At 42.7% G+C, this 25,453-nt stretch carries 28 protein-coding genes and 4 tRNA genes; 8 read left to right on the forward strand and 24 right to left on the reverse strand.

Going from position 1 to position 25,453, the window contains the following annotated elements:
- The first annotated feature begins 8 nt into the window (after nt 1–8).
- The gene (msrA, locus tag HHA43_RS01460) at nt 9–530 is read left to right on the forward strand and encodes a peptide-methionine (S)-S-oxide reductase MsrA (RefSeq protein ID WP_168541545.1); all 522 of its coding nucleotides are present in this window, start codon (nt 9–11) and stop codon (nt 528–530) included.
- 78 nt (nt 531–608) lie between these two features.
- Here msrA and HHA43_RS01465 read toward each other — a convergent pair whose 3' ends face one another.
- Both HHA43_RS01465 and HHA43_RS01470 read right to left on the reverse strand, forming a co-directional pair.
- The gene (locus HHA43_RS01465; RefSeq protein WP_168541547.1) at nt 609–1,247 is read right to left on the reverse strand and encodes a fumarylacetoacetate hydrolase family protein; all 639 of its coding nucleotides are present in this window, start codon (nt 1,245–1,247) and stop codon (nt 609–611) included.
- A gap of 38 nt (nt 1,248–1,285) precedes the next feature.
- Nucleotides 1,286–1,783 (reverse strand): YcxB family protein, encoded by a 498-nt coding sequence (locus tag HHA43_RS01470; RefSeq protein WP_168541549.1) that lies wholly within the window; start codon nt 1,781–1,783, stop codon nt 1,286–1,288.
- A gap of 156 nt (nt 1,784–1,939) precedes the next feature.
- On the opposite strand from HHA43_RS01470, the gene HHA43_RS01475 reads away from it, so the two are divergent.
- Nucleotides 1,940–3,238: an SRPBCC family protein gene (locus tag HHA43_RS01475; protein WP_168541551.1), complete on the forward strand. Its 1,299-nt coding sequence runs from the start codon at nt 1,940–1,942 to the stop codon at nt 3,236–3,238.
- A 91-nt stretch (nt 3,239–3,329) separates the two neighbouring features.
- Here the strand turns inward: HHA43_RS01475 and HHA43_RS01480 are convergent.
- From HHA43_RS01480 to HHA43_RS01495, 4 genes are all read right to left on the reverse strand, one after another.
- Nucleotides 3,330–3,406, reverse strand: a tRNA-Arg gene (locus tag HHA43_RS01480).
- Nucleotides 3,407–3,619: 213 nt separating this feature from the next.
- Nucleotides 3,620–3,696 (reverse strand) — tRNA-Arg (locus HHA43_RS01485).
- Between the two features lie 47 nt (nt 3,697–3,743).
- Nucleotides 3,744–3,820, reverse strand: a tRNA-Arg gene (locus tag HHA43_RS01490).
- A 15-nt stretch (nt 3,821–3,835) separates the two neighbouring features.
- A tRNA-Ser gene (locus tag HHA43_RS01495) sits at nt 3,836–3,925 on the reverse strand.
- Nucleotides 3,926–4,189: 264 nt separating this feature from the next.
- Here HHA43_RS01495 and rnr point away from each other — a divergent pair.
- The 5 genes from rnr (at nt 4,190) to HHA43_RS01520 (ending at nt 10,502) form a co-directional block, all read left to right on the forward strand.
- Nucleotides 4,190–6,613, forward strand: coding sequence for a ribonuclease R (rnr, locus tag HHA43_RS01500; protein ID WP_168525599.1), 2,424 nt, complete (start codon nt 4,190–4,192; stop codon nt 6,611–6,613).
- A gap of 194 nt (nt 6,614–6,807) precedes the next feature.
- The gene (locus HHA43_RS01505; protein WP_168459980.1) at nt 6,808–8,847 is read left to right on the forward strand and encodes a M3 family metallopeptidase; all 2,040 of its coding nucleotides are present in this window, start codon (nt 6,808–6,810) and stop codon (nt 8,845–8,847) included.
- Nucleotides 8,848–8,887: 40 nt separating this feature from the next.
- A complete protein-coding gene (locus tag HHA43_RS01510) occupies nt 8,888–9,097 on the forward strand; it encodes a YheV family putative zinc ribbon protein (protein WP_413784390.1) in 210 nt (69 codons plus the stop codon).
- A gap of 18 nt (nt 9,098–9,115) precedes the next feature.
- Nucleotides 9,116–9,529 carry a hypothetical protein gene (locus HHA43_RS01515; protein ID WP_168418764.1) on the forward strand — a complete coding sequence of 138 codons (414 nt, stop codon included), beginning with the start codon at nt 9,116–9,118 and terminating at the stop codon, nt 9,527–9,529.
- Between the two features lie 79 nt (nt 9,530–9,608).
- Nucleotides 9,609–10,502 carry a DMT family transporter gene (locus HHA43_RS01520; RefSeq protein ID WP_168418765.1) on the forward strand — a complete coding sequence of 298 codons (894 nt, stop codon included), beginning with the start codon at nt 9,609–9,611 and terminating at the stop codon, nt 10,500–10,502.
- A gap of 91 nt (nt 10,503–10,593) precedes the next feature.
- Here the strand turns inward: HHA43_RS01520 and HHA43_RS01525 are convergent, their stop codons facing one another.
- From HHA43_RS01525 to HHA43_RS01545, 5 genes are all read right to left on the reverse strand, one after another.
- On the reverse strand, nt 10,594–12,879 hold the full coding sequence (locus tag HHA43_RS01525) for a TRAP transporter large permease subunit (RefSeq protein ID WP_416240596.1): 2,286 nt from the start codon (nt 12,877–12,879) through the stop codon (nt 10,594–10,596).
- Nucleotides 12,880–13,016: 137 nt separating this feature from the next.
- Nucleotides 13,017–13,598 carry a rhombosortase gene (gene rrtA / locus HHA43_RS01530; protein ID WP_168541555.1) on the reverse strand — a complete coding sequence of 194 codons (582 nt, stop codon included), beginning with the start codon at nt 13,596–13,598 and terminating at the stop codon, nt 13,017–13,019.
- Nucleotides 13,599–13,702: 104 nt separating this feature from the next.
- On the reverse strand, nt 13,703–14,755 hold the full coding sequence (locus tag HHA43_RS01535; protein WP_168418768.1) for a hypothetical protein: 1,053 nt from the start codon (nt 14,753–14,755) through the stop codon (nt 13,703–13,705).
- 445 nt (nt 14,756–15,200) lie between these two features.
- Entirely contained in the window at nt 15,201–15,635 is a 435-nt protein-coding gene (locus HHA43_RS01540; protein WP_168418769.1) for a hypothetical protein, read from the reverse strand.
- Nucleotides 15,628–15,885: a succinate dehydrogenase assembly factor 2 gene (locus HHA43_RS01545; RefSeq protein WP_168418770.1), complete on the reverse strand. Its 258-nt coding sequence runs from the start codon at nt 15,883–15,885 to the stop codon at nt 15,628–15,630. Before HHA43_RS01545 ends, HHA43_RS01540 begins: the two co-directional genes overlap by 8 nt.
- A 185-nt stretch (nt 15,886–16,070) precedes the next feature.
- Between HHA43_RS01545 and HHA43_RS01550 the strand changes: the two genes are divergently transcribed.
- A complete protein-coding gene (locus HHA43_RS01550) occupies nt 16,071–17,243 on the forward strand; it encodes an acyl-CoA dehydrogenase family protein (RefSeq protein WP_168418771.1) in 1,173 nt (390 codons plus the stop codon).
- Between the two features lie 62 nt (nt 17,244–17,305).
- On the opposite strand, the gene HHA43_RS01555 is transcribed toward HHA43_RS01550, so the two are convergent.
- The 13 genes from HHA43_RS01555 to rplF all read right to left on the reverse strand — a co-directional run bounded on the left by HHA43_RS01555 (nt 17,306) and on the right by rplF (nt 25,443).
- Nucleotides 17,306–18,796: a flavin-containing monooxygenase gene (locus tag HHA43_RS01555; protein WP_168541557.1), complete on the reverse strand. Its 1,491-nt coding sequence runs from the start codon at nt 18,794–18,796 to the stop codon at nt 17,306–17,308.
- 201 nt (nt 18,797–18,997) lie between these two features.
- Nucleotides 18,998–19,363 carry a 50S ribosomal protein L17 gene (gene rplQ / locus HHA43_RS01560; RefSeq protein ID WP_004974746.1) on the reverse strand — a complete coding sequence of 122 codons (366 nt, stop codon included), beginning with the start codon at nt 19,361–19,363 and terminating at the stop codon, nt 18,998–19,000.
- Between the two features lie 18 nt (nt 19,364–19,381).
- Complete coding sequence (locus HHA43_RS01565; RefSeq protein ID WP_168418773.1) at nt 19,382–20,389, reverse strand: DNA-directed RNA polymerase subunit alpha; 1,008 nt, start codon at nt 20,387–20,389, stop codon at nt 19,382–19,384.
- 17 nt (nt 20,390–20,406) lie between these two features.
- Nucleotides 20,407–21,033 carry a 30S ribosomal protein S4 gene (gene rpsD, locus HHA43_RS01570; protein ID WP_004786890.1) on the reverse strand — a complete coding sequence of 209 codons (627 nt, stop codon included), beginning with the start codon at nt 21,031–21,033 and terminating at the stop codon, nt 20,407–20,409.
- A 12-nt stretch (nt 21,034–21,045) separates the two neighbouring features.
- A complete protein-coding gene (gene rpsK, locus HHA43_RS01575) occupies nt 21,046–21,432 on the reverse strand; it encodes a 30S ribosomal protein S11 (RefSeq protein ID WP_001040166.1) in 387 nt (128 codons plus the stop codon).
- A gap of 19 nt (nt 21,433–21,451) precedes the next feature.
- The gene (rpsM, locus tag HHA43_RS01580) at nt 21,452–21,808 is read right to left on the reverse strand and encodes a 30S ribosomal protein S13 (protein WP_004974734.1); all 357 of its coding nucleotides are present in this window, start codon (nt 21,806–21,808) and stop codon (nt 21,452–21,454) included.
- Between the two features lie 107 nt (nt 21,809–21,915).
- On the reverse strand, nt 21,916–22,032 hold the full coding sequence (gene rpmJ / locus HHA43_RS01585) for a 50S ribosomal protein L36 (protein WP_000867907.1): 117 nt from the start codon (nt 22,030–22,032) through the stop codon (nt 21,916–21,918).
- A gap of 20 nt (nt 22,033–22,052) precedes the next feature.
- Nucleotides 22,053–23,372 carry a preprotein translocase subunit SecY gene (gene secY / locus HHA43_RS01590; protein ID WP_171525193.1) on the reverse strand — a complete coding sequence of 440 codons (1,320 nt, stop codon included), beginning with the start codon at nt 23,370–23,372 and terminating at the stop codon, nt 22,053–22,055.
- Nucleotides 23,373–23,417: 45 nt separating this feature from the next.
- A complete protein-coding gene (gene rplO / locus HHA43_RS01595) occupies nt 23,418–23,858 on the reverse strand; it encodes a 50S ribosomal protein L15 (protein ID WP_168418774.1) in 441 nt (146 codons plus the stop codon).
- 3 nt (nt 23,859–23,861) lie between these two features.
- Entirely contained in the window at nt 23,862–24,038 is a 177-nt protein-coding gene (gene rpmD, locus HHA43_RS01600; RefSeq protein ID WP_004786899.1) for a 50S ribosomal protein L30, read from the reverse strand.
- Between the two features lie 6 nt (nt 24,039–24,044).
- Nucleotides 24,045–24,542 (reverse strand): 30S ribosomal protein S5, encoded by a 498-nt coding sequence (gene rpsE / locus HHA43_RS01605; protein WP_004974725.1) that lies wholly within the window; start codon nt 24,540–24,542, stop codon nt 24,045–24,047.
- 2 nt (nt 24,543–24,544) lie between these two features.
- Nucleotides 24,545–24,895 (reverse strand): 50S ribosomal protein L18, encoded by a 351-nt coding sequence (gene rplR / locus HHA43_RS01610; protein WP_004281497.1) that lies wholly within the window; start codon nt 24,893–24,895, stop codon nt 24,545–24,547.
- Between the two features lie 14 nt (nt 24,896–24,909).
- On the reverse strand, nt 24,910–25,443 hold the full coding sequence (rplF, locus tag HHA43_RS01615; protein WP_004974722.1) for a 50S ribosomal protein L6: 534 nt from the start codon (nt 25,441–25,443) through the stop codon (nt 24,910–24,912).
- Between the last annotated feature and the right edge of the window lie 10 nt (nt 25,444–25,453).

The raw sequence follows: 25,453 nt of genomic DNA on the forward strand, positions 1-25,453 counted from the left end.
ACAAAATCATGCAAAAAGCATTGTTTGGTGGCGGATGTTTCTGGTGTGTCGAAGCCGTATTTTTACAACTGCAAGGCGTAGAAAAAGTCACCAGTGGCTATGCGGGTGGACACACCTTAAACCCAAGCTATGAAGATATTTGCCGTGGCGACAGCGGACATGCCGAAGTCATTTTGATTGATTTTGATGAACAGCAGATCAGCTATTCACAATTACTGGACGTATTTTTTGCGACACACGACCCAACCACATTAAACCGTCAAGGGAATGATGTCGGCACGCAATACCGCTCTGTAATTTACTATTTAGATGCAGCGCAGCAACAGGCGGCAGCCGACATGATTGCAGCTTTGCAAGCAGAAGGTTTAAATGTTGTGACAGAACTCAGTGCAGCACCTATGTTCTACCCTGCAGAAGATTATCATCAGAATTTTTTTGCTAAAAACCCGAATCAGGGCTACTGTAATTTTTCAATTCCACCCAAACTGAATAAATTACACAGTAAATTTCAGCATTTACTCAGAAAATAAAAGTCAGATTTAATCAGATTTAAATAGTTCTACACGGTGATGGTCATTGCTCAAGCCATCACCGCTATAGCGTACACTTTATTTCACAAAAGTCGTCCAGACAAATGCCTGCGTTTGCCCCTCTAAGCTCATCTTTAACTGATCACCCGACTGTAATGCCGCCACTCCCGCAGGTGTGCCTGTCATCACCACATCTCCAGGCTCCAAACTAAACACTTGGCTAATATCGGCCAACAACGTAGCAATATCAAAAATCAATAAACTTGTGTTGCCTTGCTGACGTAACTCATCATTAATGTCTAAACGATAATGCACGTTTTTCCAGTCCTGAATTTCTGATACATCCACCCAATCTGCCAACACACAAGAACCATCAAAGGCTTTAGCACGTTCCCATGGCTGCCCTTTTTTCTTAAGTTCATCCTGCAATTCACGCAAGGTTAAATCCAAGCCCAAAGTCACTGCACTTACAGCATCCAATACTTTGGCAGGATCTGTGTCTGCATTTAATGGCTGATCAATACGTAAACTCAGTTCACACTCATAATGGCAATTGCCCCAGACTTTATTCCAAGAAATACCATCATTTAAACTGCGTAAGCTGCTTGGTGGCTTAATAAATAACACAGGACGATCAGGTACAGCATTACCTAATTCTTTGGCATGGTCTGCATAACTGCGACCGACACAGACAATTTTAGATGGACGTGTACTCATGGTCATCCTCTGATATTTACAAATAGGAAAAATTAAAATTACTTTTTAAAGGTGTTTTCAAACAAAGTTTGCTCTGCGGCCTGATTAAATGCACGTTTCGGTACAATCACCACAGTACGATTTTTTAATTCCAACATATAGGTCAATTTGCCTACAGCAAAATTTTGCACTTCGTTATAATGAAATACTTGTTTACGGCCATTGGCATACAGCTCGGCATAGTCCTGAAATAAATCAATACCTTGCTCGCTTTTTCCAAATTGGTATTTCACAAACTGACGCTTAAACATCATCGGTAAAAACCAGTAGCGCATTAAAACTTGCAACAGCAAAAAGAAAGCACCGAGTGCAATGTAGTAACGACCTACACCATCTAAACCTAAATAAAAGCCCCACGCGATAATTGCCACACTAATGAATGGGGTAATAAATCGGGTAAATTGTTTTTTACCAAAAGTGGCAAGTGCAAACCCATCTTGAGATTCTTCTAAAGTCAGAAAATAACGGGTCGATAAAGTTGGTGCTGACTCAGTCATAGCATCACATTAAAAATAAAATCTTGCCCAATACTATACCAAAATATCGCCCACCTTATGACCTGTCACATCAATTACATAACTTTGCTTTGGAAATGGGTGTATTTGGTTTTAAATAAACAGCAATTAAAACAAAAATACGCAACAGGATGTTGAATGAAAAAATTAAAGCAATGTATGCTCATTGGCGTACTTTTAGGAACATCTGCTACAGCACTGGCCAAGATTATTCCCTGGAATGCCGAAGTTCCAAGTAGTCTCAGTGCATATTCAGGCAATGCTCAGCAACTGGCGGAGCTGACTGGTGAGCGGATTCTGATTTATGCCCATCCCACACGTCACACCCAACTCCCTACTTTAAACAATAATGCGGCCAGCAAGGCCAAATATTACAGTGCTGCTGTCGTGCTACCTGTAGCTGAAGCGCAAGTCGAAAAATTATTGCAACATTATCCCAGTTATCTGGGGTTATTTCCGACATTAAAATCAGCCAAGGTACTGGAGCAACAAGGTTCGATCCAGCAGGTTAAATATCAAATTCATATCCCAACCCCAATTCCAGTCCTGAATTTTAAAGAAACCTTGGTAATGCAGCATCACCAAGCTAACAACAGTATCAGCAGCTTGATTATTGATGCGCCGATTCCTTATGGTGCTGGAAAGTTGGAATGGTTTGCGCTAGGCCCAGATAAAACGCTGGTGACAGTCACGCAATGGGGTGACCTGAATCAACCTAAAGGCTTTTTATTCAGCAAAATTCTGAATGCATTACCTGAAGCAAAACTTGGCATTCCTCCGAGCACCAATGCCTTTCTGCTAGAAGCACTGCAACAACGTTTTAAAAATAAACATGCTACAGCACTGGCAACCCAAGTTCCGCAGCTAAAATTCAATGCTCAACAGCTACAGAAAATTGCTCAACTCAGTCAAAAATCGGGGCAGCCTGTCAGCTTTCTATTGCCGAATCATCAAGTAAAAGATGGAGCAGCGTCAGAGAATTTAAGATTCAGCAGTACCTATCAATATTTTCCAAATCCAGTTGAAAAGTTGCAACCGTGGTTAATGGCTGAAGCGACCCAGCAACTTTTTCCTCGGCAAATCAAAAAAGTCGAACTTCATCCTGTTAATCCCCAAAACATAGATGCCAACTATAAAGTCTCGGTAGGTTTAGGGGTCATTCAAATTCCGTTTAATTTCAAAATGCGTTTTTACCAACCTGATGCGCTGCAAAACCACTTCAGTGCCAATGGCGGTGACTTAAAGTTAGTAAAAGGTAGCATGCGCTTACTCCCCCAGTCAGATGGCACCTTATTTCATATTACCAGCAGTATGAAGATTCATGATCAGGCACCGTTTTTATTACGCGCCATGCGCAGTATGCCCTATCATGACGTTTTACCCGCATTAGGTGGCAATACCGTATATGCTTTGAAAGTACAGCAAAAATTAAGATAATAAGTAAACAGAAAGATTCATTTTTATAGAAAAGTTTAAAAATTTCAGACACAAAAAAACCGCATCAAAAGTGCGGTTTTTTATTTCAAGTTGGTGCGCTCAGAGAGATTCGAACTCCCGACCCCTTAGTTCGTAGCCAAGTGCTCTATCCAGCTGAGCTATGAGCGCGACGACTTGATGGGGTGCATTATACGTATTTTTTTCTGGCTGTTAAGTATTAATTCATCATTTTGCAATCAAATGCACAGATATTGGACGAATCAAAAGAATTATACCGTAAAACAACTATTGTACTGGCTTGGCTTCGGGTAAATGCATATACCAATATTCACCAAATTTCAGGCACAAAAAAACCGCAATAAAGCGGTTGATTGTTCAAGTTGGTGCGCTCAGAGAGATTCGAACTCCCGACCCCTTAGTTCGTAGCCAAGTGCTCTATCCAGCTGAGCTATGAGCGCATTACTTGTGTGCCATAAGGCGATGCGTTACTTTTCGGTTTACTTATTGGTGCGCTCAGAGAGATTCGAACTCCCGACCCCTTAGTTCGTAGCCAAGTGCTCTATCCAGCTGAGCTATGAGCGCGACATAAGTAAAGCGTGGCGGTGAGAGAGGGATTCGAACCCTCGATACAGTTGCCCGTATGCGTCCTTAGCAGGGACGTGGTTTCAGCCACTCACCCATCTCACCGTAACGTGCCGCCATAATACAAATTAAGTGCTAGTACTGCAAGCTTAGACACCACAATTTTTGCATATTTTTGCTCAATTAAATATTTTTTAAACAATTTTCATGCTTCAATGCAAGAATTCAGCGTGATCTTTTGACATTGCATACATAAAAATCTGAAACATCGTAAAATAACGACAGAAAACACATTATTGCAATCATTTACGTGCAGTCTTCACGTACATGACTTATGCTAAACCTATCTTCTGACATGAAGTTTATTACATGATGAAAAATTGGGTCGATCCTGAAGCGAAAGCTGAAGCCGAACGTTACGAAAATCCTATTCCAAGCCGTACCTTAATCTTAGAAACCATTGAAACACTGCAAGCGGCACAGTCACATGCAGACTTGGTCGAGCATTTTGCCATTGCAGATCAAAAAAGTATTGATGCGTTAAGCCATCGTTTAATTGCCATGGTGCGTGATGGTCAGCTCATGAAAGATGGATTTAAGTTCCAGCTGGCTGCAGAACAACCGACCCATGACGCCACGGTTTACATCAACAGTAAAGGTTTAGGCTCTGCCAATATTTCAGGCCATGATGATATTTTGCTGCCTGAACGTGAACTGCGTTTAGTGTTTAATGGCGATCAGGTTAAAGTCCGCCAGACTTCAGTGGATCGTAAAGGCAAAGCATGGGGCTTTATTACTGAAGTCACCCAGCGTCGCGTCAAACAAATCATTGGTAAATTGTCAGAATACGATGGTGAATATTTTATTCAGCCTGCCCAGCCGAATAGCCATCAACCCATTACCTTAGAAAAAGAACTGATTGAACATGCCCAAGTCAAACTGGGCGACTCTGTACGCATTGCAATTGACGACTATCCAACTCGTGAAGAGTTTGCGACTGGTCATATTGTTCAGTCCATGGCAGATAAAGCAGATACCGAAATTATTATTCCACAAACCATTTTGGAATTTGGTCTACCGTATGAATTTCCTGAAGCCGTGATTCAGGAAGCTGAAAGTTTTCAGGAGCCTACGGCGCAAGACCGTGAAGGGCGTATCGACTTACGTGATTTAGCCTTAGTTACCATTGATGGTGAAGATGCGCGTGACTTTGACGATGCTGTCTATGCCGAAAAACGCCCAGGCGGGGGTTACCGTGTCGTGGTTGCCATTGCCGATGTCAGCCATTATGTACGTCCTGGCAAACCGCTAGATGATGAAGCGCAGGAACGTGGTACTTCGGTGTATTTCCCACACTTTGTATTGCCAATGCTGCCTGAAGCACTTTCTAATGGTTTATGCTCTCTGAACCCGCATGTAGACCGTTTATGTATGGTCTGTGACTTAAAACTGTCACGTGCAGGTCGTGTTACAGGGTTTGAGTTTTATCCATCGGTCATGCATTCCAAAGCACGTTTAACCTATACCCAAGTGGCTCAATATTTTGAGGGTGACAGTGCTGCCATTCCAGAAGATCGTGAAGTACGTAAATCACTGAATACCCTGTTCCAGTTGTATCAGGTGCTGAAAGGTTTACGTGCTGAACGTCATGCCATGGAATTTGAAACCGTTGAAACCTACATGACCTTTGATGAGTTGGGTGGAATTAACGAAATTTTGCCACGCACCCGTAACGATGCGCATAAACTGATTGAAGAATGTATGTTGCTGGCCAACGTCGCAGCAGCAGAATACGCACTAAAACACGATGTGCCAATGCTGTACCGTGTGCATGAACCACCAGAGTTTTCACGTATTCAAAAAGTCCGTGATTTTGTCAAACTGCTTGGCTTGCATTTCCCAGAACAGCCAACGCAGGCCGACTATCAAGCTGTGATTGAAGCCACCAAAGACCGTATTGATGCCCCTAGTATTCATGCAGTGTTATTACGCTCCATGATGCAGGCCTATTATGGTGCCAATAATGCAGGACACTATGGCTTGGCTTATGATGCCTACACGCATTTCACCTCGCCAATTCGCCGCTACCCTGACCTGTTATTACACCGTGCCATTAAAGCGCATTTAAAACAAAAGCCATCTCCACTGTCTGGTGCAGCTTTAGATGATGCAGGCGAACACTATTCTGCAACCGAACGTCGTGCCGACGAAGCCTCACGCTCAGTCACCACATGGCTAAAATGTCACTATATGCAGCAGCATTTAGGTGAAGAGTTTGTAGGAGTCATTTCTGCAGTAGCTGAGTTTGGTCTGTTTGTAACGCTTAAAGACCTTTATGTAGATGGCATGATTCACGTTAGCCAATTGGGCGATGACTTCTTTGTCTTTGACCAAGCCAGCCAAAGTCTGATTGGACAAGCACGAGGTCAAAGCTTTAGCTTGGGCGATGAAGTCAAAATTAAAGTCGCAGCAGTCAATTTAGAAGACCGTAAAATTGATTTTGAATTGATGCAGCAGCTTACCCATGCAGGCCGTGCAGTTCGTATGCGTGCACCACGTGTAGCAAAGCCAATCAGCCGTGAAGCCACTGAACAAGTCTTTTCTGAACGTCCAAGCAAAGCGACTTTAAGTGAAAACGGTGAACAACCTGTACCAAAGAAAAAAGCCAAGAGCAAACCTAGCTCATACAGTAAAAAATCTTCGGCCAAGTCTGAAAGCAAGCCTAAAGACAAAGTGAAGAAAAAGACCAAAGTCAAAAAGAAAAAAGCCAATGCCAAGTCTAAATTAGATTAGCGTGTACTGTTTTCTTGAAACTTCAAAAAGAGCTACGGCTCTTTTTGTTTTTTCAGCGGCTCAGAACAGCTTAACTACATTATTGTGCCTGATTCATCAGTCTAAGCGGCTAAATCTGTGTGCACACCTTGATTTCAGCCCTCAAAAGCCCTACATCTATAAATAATGAACGAAATGAATATGGCATTTAAAATATGAAATTACAGCAAGCAACCTTACCTGTTCCACAATTTGATCAAATTACACTGGCAGATTTAAAACAAAAAATTGAACACGCCATTCAGCAAGGGCAGCAGTTTTTAAATACGCTTACGGCTGTACCTGACAATACCACGGCGCAACTGCAGATTTTGGAACAGATTGACCAGCTCGAAAATAATATGAGTGAGGCATGGGGTGTACTGTCACATTTAAATGCCGTCATGAATAACCCTGAAACCCGTGAAGTGTATCAGGCGCTATTACCGAGTTTAAGTGACTACTACACACAGCTTGGTCAACACACGGTGTTGTACCAAACTTATCAACATATCCACGATGCCAACACATTTAAAGATTTACCTGCCGCACAACAAAGTGCAATTCAACTGGCTTTACGTGACTTTAAGCTTTCAGGTGTCGCCTTAGAAGGTGAAGCCAAAAAACGCTATGCCGAAATTTCTGCACGTTTATCGCAACTGTCCTCTGACTTTTCCAATCACGTGCTTGATGCCACACAAGCCTATTACAAAGTTTTATCGGAAGATGAACTCAAAGGTTTGCCACAAAGTAGCATTGAGTTACTGAAACAATATGGTCAGCAACGTGAGTTGGAACAAGCTGTAGCCACACTGGATATTCCTGCATATTTAGCCATTATGACCTATGCAGATGACCGTGCTTTACGTGAAACTCTATATCAAGCTTACACCACACGAGCATCCGATCAATCAGACCAGTCTGAATTTGACAATACACCAATCATGCAAGAAATCCTGAGTTTGCGCCAAGAAATGGCTCAGCTGCTCGGTTTTAACAATTACGCAGAATTATCCCTTGCCAGCAAAATGGCACCAAGTGTCGAAGCAGTCGATCAGTTCTTGCGTGAACTAGCAGAACATGCACGAGCACCTGCAGAAAAGGAAATTGCAGAACTTAAAGCCATTGCTGCCAAAGACGGCATTGATACCCTGCAACCATGGGATACAGGCTACTATTCAGAAAAATTAAAACTGCAACAATTTAACCTTTCGCAGGAGATGCTAAAACCGTATTTCCCTGCCCCTAGAGTGGTAGATGGCTTGTTTAACATCGTAAAGCGTTTATACGATGTTGATATTATTGAGCGTGCTGCCCCTGTTTGGCACCCGGATGCACGCTATTTTGAGCTTGAAGATCAAGGGCAAGTGATTGGTGGTTTTTACTTTGACCTGTATGCGCGTACAGGCAAACGTGGCGGTGCATGGATGAGTGGTTTCCGCTCACGCATGCAACTCTCTCAAAATTTACAAAAACCGATTTGCTATATGGTGTGTAACTTTACCCCACCTGTGGCAGACCAACCTGCCCTACTCACCCATGATGAAGTAATTACTCTGTTCCATGAGTTTGGTCATGGTTTACACCACATGCTGACTGAAGTGGATAATATTTCTGTAGCAGGCACACATGGCGTGGCATGGGATGCAGTGGAATTACCAAGTCAGTTCATGGAATTCTGGACTTGGGATCAGGACAGTTTAGATATGCTGAGTGCGCACATTGATACGCAAGCGACACTACCTGAACACTTGCTCAAAGCGCTGTTAGATGCACGTTTCTTCCAATCAGGTATGCAAAGCCTACGTCAAATTGAATTTGCCCTATTTGACTTAAGTATTCACCGCAGCAACCCTGCATTAACCGCTGAACAGATTCAAGCCACCCTAAATGACATTCGCCAGAATTATGCCGTTGTGCCGACCACAAGCTATAACCGTTTCCAGCACAGCTTTAGCCATATTTTCGCAGGCGGCTATGCAGCAGGTTATTATTCGTACAAATGGGCAGAGGTTTTGGCCAGCGATGCCTTTGATCGTTTTGAAAATGAAGGACTGTTTAATACCGAAACGGGTAAGCAGTTTAGACAGTTTATTCTAGCAGTTGGCGGAAAAGATTCAGCACTTGATGCATTTATCAATTTCCGCGGACGCGAGCCAAAAATAGACGCACTATTACGTCATCAAGGTTGGACGAACACGGTGAAAAACGCTTAAACTAAGAACTTTAGATGAAGTTAGGGGAGTCATGATGACCATTAAACGTCGTTTCATTGCAGGCGCAAAATGTCCAAAATGTCAGGCGATGGATCGGGTTGTCATGCTCACCGCTGGCGAAGCTGAATGGATCGAATGCATCGAATGTGATTATACGGAAAACCGTCCAACACATATTGATGAACCTGAAATCCCTGAGATTTCAGATGAAGTTGGGGTGATCCAGTTTAAGCCTCGTCAGTCAAAATAAAACAATAAGGTTCAACGCATGACTGAAGATCAACGACATAACCCTAAATTCCTGTGGGCGATTACGGGGAGCTTAATTGTTGTCATTATTGCCGTGTTTATCTTTCAATGGATGGGCAGCGCAGACAATGACACAGACATGCAAGCCACACCACCAGTAACGGCTCCTGCGGCTAAATCTGCACCACCCGAAGCAACTTCGTTGCAAGATGCAGAAGCAGCACCAAAACAGTTGGTCACTGAAGATTTACTTAAAGCGCCTGTTCCTGAAAATGCTGCTCTTGCAAAAGAAGAAGTGGCTAAATTGGATGACATTCGAAACCAATTGAATGATCAGAGCAGCTTGTTAAAACAGCAGCATGCCGATGCCGATGAGTTGATTAAACTCAAAGAAGAACAAATTAAAATTTTGGAGGCACAGCTAGCGCAATAACAGCCTTGCTGTGCAATATCTCGTCTGTACGTCGTCAATTTAAGCTAGAATAGCCCTAGGTTATTCTGGCTTTATTTGTATGACATCTCCCAGTTCTGCCCAACAGAATTTGCTCAAAGCAATCATGCTGTTGACCTGCTCGGCTTTTCTTTTTTCATTGATGGGTGTCTGCGTGCGTTATGCCTCAGAAACGGTAGATAACGCCACTGTGGTCTTTTTCCGCAATTTTATCGGCATCTTTATTTTTATCCCGCTACTTTTTAACAAAGGCTTGAGCTTTTTTAAAACACAAAAATTGTGGATGCATACTTGGCGTTCTGTGGTCGGTCTTACCGCCATGTATGGCTTTTTCTATGCCATTGCCAATTTAAAACTGTCCAATGCAATGGTTTTTACTTACTCCTCACCAATCTTTATTCCGCTGATTGCATGGCTGTTCCTTAAAGAAAAAATCACCAAGTCGATGCTTTTGGCTGCATGTATCGGTCTATTTGGCGTGTTGTTTGTGGCCAAACCCGATGCAGGTATGTTTAACAGTATGTCTGCCATTGGTCTCAGTGCCAGTTTTTTAGCAGCAATGGCATTTGTCACAGTACGTGCTCTGACACAAACCGAACCACCTGAACGGATTGTGTTTTACTTTTGCCTGATTGGTACGCTCATTTCGGTCATTCCTATGTTTTGGTCATGGCGTCCCTATACTTGGACTGAACTGAGTTTTTTAATTGGTGCAGGACTCTTGGCCAATATCAGTCAGATTTTTATGTCAAATGCCTATCGTCTTGCCCCTGCTGGCCAAATTGGCCCCGTAAATTATATTGCGATTATTTTTGCAGGAATTTGGGGCTTCAGTTTTTGGCAAGAAACGCCTGATGTGTTTAGCTTAATTGGTTTTGCTCTAATTCTGACTGCCATCGTGTTATGCAGTCCATTGCTACAAAAACGCTGGCATCACCACCCTTCAGACCATTAAGTTTATCAATCAGATCATTCGGATACAAAATACCCTGTCACAAGGACAGGGTATTTAAGATTTTATTAATTATATAAGGCTTATCAAAAGCTTACTCATACCAACCGAATAACTTAAACATATAAGGCACATAGGCAATGATAAGCATAGCTGGCAGCATCACAATCACAGGTAAAATCCAGCGTTCAAAGCGATAGTAGAAGGATTTATGTCTGACTTCTGCATCTGCTGCTGCAACTTCTTCATCGCCAATGGACTGACGTGCCAATAAATGGTTCAGTGCCACAGGTGGTGTGACATAGCCTAGCTCGAAGCCAATCAGAGTAATCATCCAGAAATGCACAGGATGAATACCATATTGATAAGCTACAGGGGCAACCGTTGCAGAAATCAGAATCACCGCACCAAACGGATCCATGATCATTCCCACAAAAATCATCAGGGCAACAATCAAACTAATCACAATGAAGATGCTGCTAATATCAGTTGGGAAAGCATCCATAATTTCAATGCGTTCTAAATAGCCCCCTACGCTCACCGACAGCGCCATCAGAATCACCAAAGCACCAATGTGTCCCACCGTTTCACTGGTAGATAGATGTAATGCTTTAAAGAATCCATATTGACGCAATGGTGAGTCTGGAGCAGTCAGTAATGAGCGCTCCGCAGAATTTTCAGTCTGTGATGCTGCGGGCTGCGTATCTAAGGTCTGATCCCACTGCCCCATTGGTGGAATCGGTGCAGGTTCGTGGCGTAATTTATCAAACAACACCATCATCAAAAGAATCACAGGCATCATCACAGGTGCTGTAAATTCATTCATATTGGTGTCGAGAGCATATTTATAGAAAGCCCAAATCAACACAAAAATGATGATATACGGCAAGACTGGGCCTAAAGCACGGAATGACAGAGGTGCAGCAACACTTGGCGCAGCAATACGGAATTTACTCTCGGCAAAGAACAGCGAAATGATCAAGAATAAAGTTGAGGTCAATAAGAAGACATACAAGCCATAGTGATACAGCAAGTCCGTTGTAACTTCTTTATTGAGCGATGCCACGACCACAATCAAGAGACATGGACGTAAAACCACACCCATTGAACCAGACATCGCTGTGGCAGCCAATGCAAACTGACGACGTCCACCTGCATTCCAAACCTCTTTATAAATAATCGCACCTGCAGCAATTACAAAAATACCCGATGCACCTGTATAGGCTGTTGGTAAGGCTGCTGCAATCAAAATCAACCATGTAAGGGTTTCTGGGGCAAGATGCCATGGACGCAAAATACTCAAGAACAAGTCGACAATTCGAGTTTGTTTCAGCAACATCCCCGCCCAAATAAACAGCGCCAAATTGAGGAAAATACTGGAGAATTCAACCAACTGCCCCAAGTAAATCCCTTGCCCCATCGGATAATCCATCAGGAAGGTGAAGGAAAAGCCTGTACTAATCGCCATATACGCGTACAAAGGTACACTCAGGAAAGCCAACCCTAAACTGCCGCCCTCACGTGTCGGTGCAGGTGGTTTGAACAACTGAAATAGGCTGATCAAGGTGAGCGTTGTAAACAAGATCATCCACAGCCAGTAAATAATCTGCATCTCGCTGCTCATCGGTACGCCCGAATTCAGCACAGAACGATATTGGCTAATACTTGATGCGGTCAAGAAACCATTTGCCACCAGCATTAAGGTCGAATACACCTTAAAATCAATTTTCGTGGCAGGCCCACGTAAACCAATATGGTGGGTTTTTAAAGTGGCACTAATTGCCGCAAACACCACCATCAACACCAACAAAATAGCGCGATTTTCAGTACCAAATTTAAAGATGCCAAAAAATGAGGTTTCTACCGTACGGTAGAGCGCTAAGCTTGGATGCGCTTGAATGTGCTGAATCGCTTGATCGTGAAATTGATATTTTTCTTCACAAATTTGTTTAGCCGCCAAAATAGAAGAACGCACATCGGACTCTGAAGCTGTCCCAAAAATATCGGCAAACTCATCGGCAGCATTGGCCTGCATTTGTGCCTTCACCTGTGCATCTACATCGGGGTTGCGCTCACAATCGGGCGCTGTCGGTTCAGCGCGTAAAAATGAATATTGCATGCCTGTTGCAGGGTCGCCATATAAGCGCTCGCCCATACGCAACAACTGACCATGTACCATTTCACCGGTGCCAATAATCAAGGTAAGTAACAGTAAGATCAAAATAACGAATGTAGAAATCCATTCTGTCCATATATGTCTGAGCAAAGCCAAGCCAGACCTGCGTTGTCCGTTATTGTGCATATATTGTCCTGTTTTTATTTTGCGCAGAAACCAAATCGCTCGAATCTCTGTCGGTTTTTCATCAATAGAAAAATCCATCTTCTATTGGGTTTTTTATATTCTGTTTAAATGTGCATCAAAGTAATGATCATTAAAATGACAATATAGATTTTCTTTTTCGTTAAAATGGTCAACTGTCATACGGTTCGGTTGCTATCGTTGTATTGGAATATGCTTTATTTAGGGTCGATGCAATAGGCCCAAATAATATAGCCCAATGCAAAAAATACCCCCCAAATCACCCCCAGTAAATGCGCTTCAACTAAAACAGGGCTACCAATGAGTTCAGCTGTACCCAAACTGCCCATGGTATTTTCCCAGAATAGTTTTAGTAAAATCAGCGTCAATACCAAAGTGGCAAAACTACGTTCTTTTTTATAGAGTAAATAAACACAAGCTACGGCCACATAAGCACCATGCAGCACACCAGACAGGCCTGCATAGGCATCAATATCGGCAAGAAAATAATAAAAACTCAAACTGATTGCAGGGGGTAACACCAAGAGCAGTGCGGCAAAGTGCCAGACTTTGGCATGTGGAAAAATAAAAGGTAAACAGGCAAAAGCAATCATGTTGAGTAAGTAATGTATCCAACCGACATGTACCCAATGCCCTGTCCATAAACGCCAGAACTCATCCAACAAATGGCTAGACCAGTAAATAAAATGCTCTGCAAAGACCTGTAAGCATGCAGAAATTGACATACATGCCGCAATAAACACAATTTTTCGATTGAGAAATTGAGATGAATATTGCATAGGTAACTTTGCCCTCCAGTTATTCTTATTATGTCCTGATATTCAACAATGCTTGCCCAATGTGAATACAACAACAATTCAGATTGGGCAAAGTTGCTTACAGTTTACAGTTGTGCTGCGGTATCCTCATTAAACAAATCATCTAATTCTGATGAGTTGTCCTGTTCATCCCAGAAGCGCTTCATTGCATCATCATTACCACGGATTCCTGTATTTTCTGTCCAATAACGGTCAGAAATTCCTTGTACCATGCTTCCGGCCATGGCATCAATCAGTTTAAATTGTGGATTGACAGGTTTTTCGTCACTGCGAGCATTAGCAAAAGATTTTAAAGCATCCCGAATTTTGGCATCTTCACCACTGGCTTGCGCAGCAACTGCATACAAAGCATGAGATAAACGTACACCTTTGGCTTCGCCAATTTGCATGGATTGTTTTAAGGTTTGATACGGATCAGGTTTACCATCTCCTGCACCTGGCAATAAGGTCCAAATTACTGCACGGGTGGCTTCAGGTGCACCCCAGAATTTTTCATTGTTTAAACAGGTCATTCCACGTTCAACAATTGCTGCAATATCTTTAGGTACATGCACAGCACCGCCTGAATTAATATCATTGGTCATGGCTTGTAAACCACTGAGCATGCCCAGCATATATACGGTTTGTTCAATATCGCCGTTCATTTTAGGGCAGCCTTCTCCTAAGGCTTTTCTATATTTCTTTTCCCAACGATGCTGAAACAGTTGATAACCCGTATATTGGCGTTGTGCTGCCAATGCTGCCCAGCGTTTTTGCTGAATACGCGCATCTTGTGCCTCTGACACCTGCCCTGCTTTGGCCGCACGTAAATAGCGCAGCTCTGCATCCAAGGCTTTTTCTTCAGCACAAATTCCTGCAGCCGAGTACATCAATACTGCAACACGTGTCGGGTCTGCACCCATGTCTTTGGTGGCCATAATGGCTGGTGTAAGTGAGTTACCAGAATTACACACCATTTCAGCATCTTCCATGGCCAAAATTGGCGGCACAATATGCTTTTCAGTAAAACCAAGCGCGACATTCGCTCCCGTTTTAACCACTTGTGAACAACCTGATAATAATAAACTTGTGATTGCGAATACGGCCACACCCTGGCCTATTTTTTGGACTTGCGACATTTTCCTGTCCTCTATAATTGTGTTTATGTCCATTGTAACAAACATAGCAGAAGCAATATCTGAATAAAAGCATCTTGCTTCAGCTTCAGATAGATAACTTTGCCATGTTTTTCAGTCTTGAAAATTGACTGTAATCTGTCATCCGACAAAATTTAGGCAAAAAAAAGTAGCATTGCGACGGTTCAGCACATGCTACTTATTAACTGGTACCCGCTTACGCGGTATAAATAAAAAATCTTTCAACAAATTACAATCCAATCATTTCATTGATCTGAAATGTATTGCTCTACACTTGTCTGGAATCAATATAACCAAAAACAGGGATAAGGTTAATCTTTTTTGCCAATTTAAAATGACTGATTAGAGCACAAAAAGTGAGTGATTTTTTTATCTTTATGATAATTATGTTTTTTTATTTTATTAAAAATATACAAATGTCCGAAAACTAGAGCATTTTCGCCAATACTTTAAGTGCTTTCCATTCGGCAGTAGAAACTTGATCACACCAAATCACAGCAGGTTTTAATGCCTTCTGAAAATACAGCACAATATAAATTTGATGATCAACGACTTGCCGCAACTGTACGCGACGAATTTCTGTTTGCTGCGGTGTCGTTTTTCTTAGTGTTTTTATATGCTGTGATGCTGCCTGCGGAGCAAAATAGGCAATCGACCATTCATGTTCATCTAACTGATCTAAACTCAGGATGCGATTGCTCTTTAAAAATTTGAAATAGGCTCCGCCTAAAATTAGACAACAACAAAGCCATAGCCATGTTGCTAAAACCTGTGCCAAAAGCAGCACAATCACACTTCCAACCATCAGCTGAAACAGCAAAGCCAAACGACTGCGTTTCAGCTGAATTTGCTGTTTAGCCATGTACATAATTTTTGAGTTTTTGAATAAAGTCTTTTAACTCAGGGCGTGGCGGCTCAGCTACTTCCATAAACCAGTCCAGTAAGTCTGGGTCTTCCTGTGCAACCAAATCGGCAAACATTTGTTTTTCTTCTGCGCTGGCATTTAGATAATGATTTTTTACATACGGGTCAAAGTAGACATCAATTTCCTTTAAACCACGACGGGCGCGGTAAATGACTTTACGTTCTTCTAAGCTGATGTCTTCACTCATAGTTATTCCCCATTCAAATTAAACTCCAGCTAGTTTAACCGACCCCTTTTAAAGTTTCGATGACTTTTGTGCAGCATTGACCAAAAGCATCATTCTGTCTGCTGAATTAAGCATTCTGCACCTTGTTCAGCTTAAGTAACTCTTCTAAGGTGAATTTAAAACAACACCATCAGGAAGATGACCCTATGCAATCTGCTGCAATTCGTCCCATTCAAAATATGTTGCCACGAACTTTATTTAATGCTGAACATGAAAGTTTTCGTGATTTAGTGCGCAAATTTTATCTGCAAGAGGTGATTCCGCATACAGAAAGATTTGAAGCACAACAGCATGTAGACCGTGAACTTTGGCAAAAAGCAGGTGCATTGGGTTTACTGTGCAGCACCATGCCTGAACAGTATGGAGGTTCAGCGGTAAACCGTTTATACAGCATGATTCTACTTGAAGAACAAGCCTATGCAGGTGACAGTGCTACAGGATTTTCACTGCACTCAGATATTGTTGCAAATTACATCAACAACTTTGGGACTGACGCGCAAAAACAGCATTGGTTAGCACGAATGGCCACGGGTGAAGTCATTACCGCCATTGCCATGACCGAACCAGGCACAGGTTCGGACTTACAAGCAGTGCGTACAACTGCAGTAATAGATGGTGATGACTATGTGATTAACGGTTCTAAAATTTTTATTACCAATGGCTATTTGTGCGATATGGCTATCGTAGTTTGTAAAACAGGCAATACCGATAAAGGCTCGGCAAATTTATCTTTAATTATGGTCGAAGCAGATCGAGTCGGTTTTAGCAAAGGCAAACCACTGAATAAAATTGGAATGAAAGGCCAAGACACTTGTGAGCTGTTTTTTGACAATGTTCGCGTACCACGAGCGAATTTACTCGGCACTGAAGGCGCAGGGTTTATGCTACTCATGCAAGAACTGGCTTGGGAACGTTTGATCGTCGCTATTCTGTGCCAAGCTGGCGCAGAAGCTGCCTTTGCACACACTTTGCAATATACCCAACAACGACATGCCTTTGGTAAAAGCTTGAAAAGTTTTCAAAATACGCGTTTTAAACTAGCAGAGCTGCGTACAGAAATCGATTTCTGCCGTACTTTTGTCGATGGCTGCATGCAACTGCAACTGAATAATCAACTCAGCGTAGAAGCGGCTGCAGCGGCAAAATACAAAGTTTCAGAACTGTATTCCAAAGTGGTCGATGAATGCTTACAACTACATGGTGGTTATGGCTATATGTTGGAATATCCAATTGCACGTGCCTATTTAGACAATCGTGCCAATCGTATTTATGCAGGCAGCAATGAAATTATGAAGGAGTTGATTGCACGTTCTTTATAGAGCATCGATCCATGCAGAGAATTTGGTGCAAGCGTATCTTGCATACACTTGCACCATAAGTTTTAAGACACTAATTTCGGCTTACGCTGCTGCACTGGTGCCTGTTTTTTGAATTTTAAAATACCATCTTCAAAACTGGCTTGTTTCAATGTTTTACGATCTTTCAAATAGTTATTGGTCACACGCCATGGTGCATGTTTGCCTTGTTTCGGCATCACATCGGCAGCCCGGGCAATGTAGCCTGAACTCAAACTGCCCATCACCGTATCTTCCAACAACTCAGTTTGATCACCTTGTGGGATGACCTCATCATAGCCTTGTTGATCCATATAGTTGAATAAACGACAGATATAATCCGCGGCAACATCCACTTTTAAAGTCCAAGACGCATTGATATAACCAATAATTAACGCCATATTCGGTACATCACTCACCATTACGCCCTGATAAAGCATGTGCTTCGAGGTATCCATTGGCTGACCGTCAATTGTGGCTTGTATGCCCCCTAGAATCTGAATGTTCAAGCCTGTTGCAGACACAATAATATCTGCGTCTAAATGCTTACCTGATTTTAATTGCACCCCTGTTTCGGTAAATTGCACGATATGATCCGTTTCAATTGATGCATGGCCTTCACGTAAAATGGTAAATAAATCTCCATCAGGCACGACACATAAGCGTTGATCCCACGGATTATAATGCGGCGTGAAATGTTTCATGTCGACTTTGCCTTTGAGCTGCATCTGAATCGACTTTAATAACAAAGTGCGGAGCAATTTTGGTTGCTTTTGTGCCAAGGCATAAATGGCACGCTGCATGCCAATGTTACGTGCACGTATAATTTTATAAGCAACATCTTCAGGTAAAACCTTACGCATCTGCTCGTAAACAAAATCCATAGCAGGCACAGATGCAATATAGGTTGGAGAGCGCTGCAACATCGTTACATGCGCTGCACCTCCTTTAACCATGGCAGGTACTAAAGTAATTGCCGTTGCTCCACTGCCAATAATGAGAACTTTTTTACCACGATAATCAAAATTTTCAGGCCAATGCTGCGGATGAATAAAAGTGCCTTTAAACGCTGCTTGATTTGGAAACTCAGGTTGAAAGCCCTGATCATAGTTATAATAACCAGTACAACCGAGTACAAAATTAGCTACCCAAGTTTCAATCTGCTGGGCTGCATTTTCGATTTTTAACATCCATTTACGCGCTTGGCTGTCATAGTTAGCAGATAACACGCGATGCTGAAAATGAATTTTACTGTTTAATGATTTTTCTTGAATAACTTCAGCCAAATAACCTTTGATTGATGCGCCATCCGCCAGTACATTGGTTTTTTTCCAAGGTTTAAAGTTATAGCCAAAAGTAGACATATCCGAATCTGAACGAATACCAGGATATTGAAATAAGTCCCACGTTCCACCAAAACTTTGGCGACGCTCAATAATCTCAAAAGAACGCTGCGGGCAATGTTGCGTGAGGTGTGCAGCCAAACCAATACCCGAAATACCTGCCCCGATAATTAAAATATCAACCTGCTTATCCATGTTTTATTGTCCAGTTTGAATGATGATTTTTATTAAAACACATATTTGACAATACACAATGTCAAGTTTAAAAAAAGAAGCTTAAATTCTTATCATTTCAGGACAATTTTAGATAATCAGCATGCTTGAAAAATTTACAGGCATAAAAAAAGACCGGTAAAACCGGTCTTTTTCGAACAACGTGCGTTATTCTTGGCGAAATTATTTAACTTCGCGATCTACTAGCTCAACGTAAGCCATCGGTGCAGCATCACCTGCACGGAAGCCCGCTTTAAGAACACGTAGATAACCGCCGTTACGTTCTTTGTAACGAGGGCCAAGAACGGTAAATAATTTACCAACAGTTGCTGCTGAACGAGTACGAGCAAACGCCAAACGACGGTTTGCTACTGTATCGTTTTTAGCTAAAGTGATTAAAGGCTCAGCAACACGACGTAATTCTTTTGCTTTAGGAACAGTCGTTTTGATTAACTCGTGTTCGAACAAAGAATTAGCCAAGTTTTGGAACATCGCTTTGCGATGGCTGCTTGTACGGCCTAATTTCACACCACTATTACGATGACGCATGGTGATAGTCCTACTTAATTAACGGCTACGATAGGCGAAACGATCGTCCATACGGAGACTAGCTGGTGGCCAGTTCTCTAAACGCATGCCGAGCTGTAAGCCTTTTGAAGCCAGAACATCTTTGATCTCTGTAAGCGATTTTTTACCCAAGTTAGGCGTTTTAAGTAGCTCAACTTCAGTACGCTGTACAAGATCACCAATGTAGTAAATATTTTCTGCTTTCAAACAGTTAGCAGAACGAACAGTAAGCTCTAGATCATCTACTGGACGAAGCAAGATTGGATCAACTTCTTCACGAGGCTCTTGAGCAACAGGAGCTTGATCTTTCTGAAGATCAACAAAAATTGCAATTTGTTGTTGCAAGATTGTTGCCGCTTTGCGGATTACTTCTTCTGGATCTACAGTTCCGTTGGTTTCAAGATCAATGACCAACTTGTCAAGGTCAGTACGTTGTTCTACACGCGCATTTTCTACGATGTAAGACACACGTTTGATTGGGCTATAAGAAGCATCTAACTGCAAACGACCTACAGGGCGAGTTTCGCCTTCTGGGAAACGTGAGTCAGATGTTTCATAACCACGGCCTTGAGCAACTTTCAGGCGCATTTTTAAATTGCCTGTAGCACTTAACGTGCCGATCAAGTGTTCAGGGTTAACCACTTCAACATTATGTGGTAAACGAAGGTCTGCAGCAGTTACATCGCCTGGACCTTGTTTTTCCAATGTCAAATAAGCTTCATTTTGATCGAACAGCTTAATAGACAATCCTTTCAGGTTCAGCAAGAGCTCGACGATGTCCTGCTGCAAGCCTTCCAAAGTACTGTACTCGTGCTCGACACCTTCAATTTCAACTTCTACCACAGCTGCGCCAGGTAAAGAAGAAAGAAGGATGCGACGTAAAGCATTACCAAGAGTATGACCAAAGCCACGCTCTAATGGTTCTAGAATAACTTTTGCCGAGGTCCCGCTTGCCGCTTCGACCTTGATCGCTTGCGGAGTAAGAAACTCATTTGCAGTACGCGTCATTATTGCTACCTCAAGGATTATTTAGAATACAATTCTACAATCAAGCTTTCGTTGATTTCAGCAGGTAAATCAGAACGATCTGGTGCAGCTTTGAACGTACCTTCTAATTTAGAATGGTCAACTTCCATCCAAGAAGGGATACCACGTTGAGCAGCCAATTCAATTGCGTTTTTAATACGTAATTGTTGTTTTGCACCTTCGTGAACTGCAATTACATCACCAGCTTTAACTTGGATAGACGCAATGTTAACACGACGACCATTTAAAGTAATGCTACGGTGAGATACAAGCTGACGAGCTTCTGCACGTGTAGAACCAAAACCCATGCGATAAACAACGTTATCAAGACGGCTTTCGAGCAATTTCAACAAGTTTTCACCTGTTGCGCCTTTCACACGAGCAGCTTCTTTATAGTAGTTACTAAATTGACGCTCTAAAACACCGTACATACGACGTACTTTTTGTTTTTCACGTAATTGTAGTGAGTACTCAGATTGCTTACCACCACGAGCCCCGCCATGTTGGCCAGGTGCTTTAGCGTGTTTTTTAGTTTTGACGTCAAAAGGTTTAACGCCAGATTTAAGTTGCAGGTCTGTCCCTTCGCGGCGAGAGAGTTTGCATTTTGGACCAATATAACGAGCCATGAATGTTTCTCCTTACACGCGACGTTTTTTAGGTGGACGGCAACCGTTGTGAGGGATTGGAGTCACATCGGTAATGCTGTTAATTTTATAACCCACTGCACCTAATGCACGAACCGCAGACTCACGACCTGGACCAGGACCTTTAACAAGGACGTCCAAGTTTTTCAAACCGTAATCTAAAGCAGCTTTACCAGCAACTTCAGCAGCTACCTGAGCAGCGAACGGAGTTGATTTACGTGATCCACGGAAGCCTTGTCCACCTGAGGTAGCCCAAGCCAGTGCATTACCTTGACGATCGGTAATGGTCACAATGGTGTTATTAAAAGAAGCGTGAATGTGTGCAACACCTTCAGAGACGGTACGAGTGACCTTCTTGCGTGTGCGAGTATCTTTAGCCATCTTTTAGCTTCCAGAAATCTTATTTCTTAATCGGTTTGCGCGGACCTTTACGGGTACGTGCGTTAGTTTTGGTGCGTTGACCACGGACAGGCAAGCTGCGACGATGACGAAGACCGCGGTAGCAGCCTAAATCCATTAAACGTTTAATGTTCATGGAAATTTCGCGACGTAAGTCACCTTCGGTCGGAACCTTAGCAACTTCTGCACGAATCGCATCAAGCTGAGCGTCATCTAGTTCACGGATCTTTGTTGTTGGTGCGATGCCCGCAGCAGCCAAGATAGTCTTAGCAGTGTGGCGACCAATACCAAAGATATAAGTGAGAGAGATAACAGCGTGCTTGTTATCCGGAATGTTTACACCGGCAATACGAGCCATTCAATTTTCTCCAAAAAGGCAGTTAAGATAATCAACCGCCCCACAAAAATCTTGAGGGGCGGATAATAACCTAATTAGCCTACTGAAATCAACAGGTCTTAATCAAATTAACCTTGACGCTGCTTATGACGAGGTTCTGCGCTGCAAATTACGCGGATAACCCCATTACGACGGATAACTTTACAGCTACCACAAATTTTCTTTACAGAAGCTTGTACTTTCATGATGAAACCTCTAAGTGCGCTTATCCCTTAGGATGAGCAGTCGTTTTTCTCATTAACGTTTGATTATCGTACTGGTGCGAGGTGAGATGTGCTTGAAGCTGAGCCATAAAGTCCATCACGACCACCACAACAATCAGCAATGAGGTACCACCCAAATAGAATGGAATACCAAAAGAGCTCTGTAATACCATTGGCATTAAACAAATCACTGTGATGTAAATCGCGCCAATAAAGGTCAAACGACTGAGAATATGATCTAAGTAACGAGCAGTTTGCTCACCTGGGCGAATACCAGGCACATAAGCTCCGCTGCGTTTCAAGTTCTCTGAAACCTCTTTAGGACTGAATACCAGCGCTGTATAGAAGTAACAGAAAAAGATAATTAACGCACCAAAGAGCACCAAATACAACGGTTGTCCAGGCGACAATACCAATGCCAAGTCTTGAAGACTACGCTTGATTAATCCTGCATTAGGATCTGCACTACCCACCCACTGACCTAAGCTCGCAGGGAACAAAAGCAATGAACTGGCAAAGATTGCAGGAATAACACCTGCCATATTAATTTTTAATGGCAAATGCGTTTGCTGTGCAGTAAATACACGACGACCTTGTTGTTTTTGAGCATAGTTTACTGGAATACGACGCTGCGCCTTCTCAATAAACACAATTGCTGCAAGTACACCCAATGATAAAAGGCCAAAAATTGCCAAGCCAATCAGACTAGACTGACCACTATCAATAGATGAGAAAGACTGCATAATTAAATTAGGCAAGCCTGCAACAATACCTGCGAAAATGATCATGGAAATACCATTACCCACTCCGCGTTCGGTAATTTGTTCACCCAACCACATTAGGAACATAGTTCCTGCTACCAAAGAGGTTACAGCTGGAACGTAAAAAGCCAGACCTGAAGTAAGGGTAATCCCTTGACTAATCAGACCTGCACACATACCAATTGCTTGCACAAGTGCAAGAAAAAGTGTTCCTTGGCGCGTATATTGATTAATTTTACGCTTGCCTTGTTCGCCTTCTTTTTTCAAAGCTTCCAGCGAAGGAACCACGGTTGACATTAACTGCACAATAATCGATGCAGAAATGTATGGCATGATCCCTAAAGCAAGAATCGACATCCGCTCTAATGCACCACCCGAAAACATGTTAAACAAACCAAGGATTGTACCTTGGTTTGCATTAAACAAATGTTCAAGTGCGGCATTATTAATGCCTGGTACTGGAATATGCGCTCCTAGTCGAAACACCAACAACGCACCAATGAGAAACATCATTCGGCGTATAATTTCACGATATTTTACATGAAATGGTTGGCCTTTCATCATATGAACATGACCTGAAGAACTAGGAGTCATAGACACTGGGGATTACTCCTCGACTTTACCGCCAGCAGCTTCAACAGCAGCTTTAGCGCCTTTAGTCACAGCAACACCTTGAACAGTGAATGCGCGAGTAATTTCACCAGAAAGTACGATACGAGCACGAATCATATCTTTACGTACAACGTTCGCTGCTTTTAAAGTTTCTAGGCTAACGATGTCGCCTTCAACTTTAGCAAGCTCAGATAAACGTACTTCAGCAGTTTTCAAAGCGATTTGGCTAGTGAAACCGAATTTAGGTAAACGACGATATAACGCAGTTTGACCACCTTCGAATCCAGGACGTGTACCACCGCTCTTACGTGAGTTTTGACCTTTGATACCACGACCACCAGTCTTACCAACGCCAGAACCGATACCACGGCCTAGACGACGGGCTTCACGCTTAGCACCTTCTGCAGGTGCAAGTTCATTTAAACGCAGAGTCATGGCTTATTCCTCTACACTAACCATATAGTAGACTTGGTTGATCATACCACGGTTAGAAGGCGTATCTTGCACTTCTACAGTATGACCAATACGACGCAGACCTAAACCTTTAAGGCTAAGCTTGTGATTTTTCAAGCGGTGCGATGCAGATTTAGTCTGGGTAACTTTAATCGTTTTCATGATTGATTACCCTTGAATTTGTTCTACTGAAAGACCACGTTTCGCAGCAACCTTTTCAGGAGTTGTCATATCACGCAAACCGTTGAAAGTTGCGTTAACTACGTTTGCAGCGTTAGTAGAACCACGGCATTTAGTCAATACGTTACGTACACCTGCAGCTTCTAAAACTGCACGCATAGAACCACCCGCAATTACACCAGTACCTTCAGATGCTGGTTGCATGTAAACACGGCTTGCACCGTGACGTGCGTGAATTGGGTGTTGTAAAGTACCGTCTGCCAATTCGATTGTGATCATGTTACGACGAGCAGCTTCAAGTGCTTTAGAAATAGCAGCTGGAACTTCACGTGCTTTACCACGACCAAAACCTACGCGACCATTACCATCACCCACAACAGTTAATGCTGTGAAAGAGAAGATACGACCACCTTTAACAACTTTGGCTACACGATCAACGGCAACCAGCTTTTCAACAAGACCTTCGTTTTGTTCAACTTTAGCCATGATTAGAACTCCAAGCCGTTTTCACGAGCAGCATCAGCCAAGGCTTTGATACGACCATGATATTTAAAACCAGAACGGTCAAATGCAACTTTAGTTACACCAGCTGCTTTCGCACGTTCTGCGATTAAAGCACCTACTTTTTGAGCTGCTTCAACGTTACCAGTTGTACCAGCACGTAAAGTAGCATCTAAAGTTGAAGCTTGCGCTAAAACTTTGCCACCATCTGCTGAAATAACTTGAGCATAGATGTGACGCGGAGTGCGGTTTACACACAAACGAGTCGCACCCAATGCACGGATGTGCAAGCGTGTGCTTTTCGCACGACGCAAACGGGATTGTTTCTTTTCGTTCATAAGAACCTCGCGCCTTATTTCTTCTTAGCTTCTTTACGAAGTACAACTTCGTCAGAATAACGAACACCTTTACCTTTATATGGCTCTGGTGGACGGTAACCACGGATGTCTGCAGCAACTTGACCTAAAGCTGCTTTATCAGCAGATTTAAGGATAATTTCAGTTGCAGTTGGAGTTTCTGCAGTTACACCTTCAGGAAGTGTGTAGTCGATTGGGTGTGAGAAACCAAGGTTAAGGTTAACAACGTTACCTTTAACCGCAGCTTTATAACCAACACCAATCAATTGCAACTTGCGTTCGAAGCCTTCGCTTACACCTTTTACAAGGTTGTTAAGCACAGCGCGAGCAGTACCAGCTTGCATCCAAGCGTCTTTCGACTCAGCTTTAGGAGCAATAGCTAGAATACCGTCTTCCTGTTTTAGCTCGACCAGCGCATGCAGGTTGAAAGACAATGTACCTTTGCTGCCTTTCACTTCGACCTGCCGGCCGTTCTGAGTAACTGTAACACCGTTAGGTACAGTTACTGGGGCTTTAGCCACACGAGACATGAGGAATCAC

Source organism: Acinetobacter sp. A2, assembly GCF_012371325.1.
Classification (GTDB): Bacteria; Pseudomonadota; Gammaproteobacteria; order Pseudomonadales; family Moraxellaceae; genus Acinetobacter.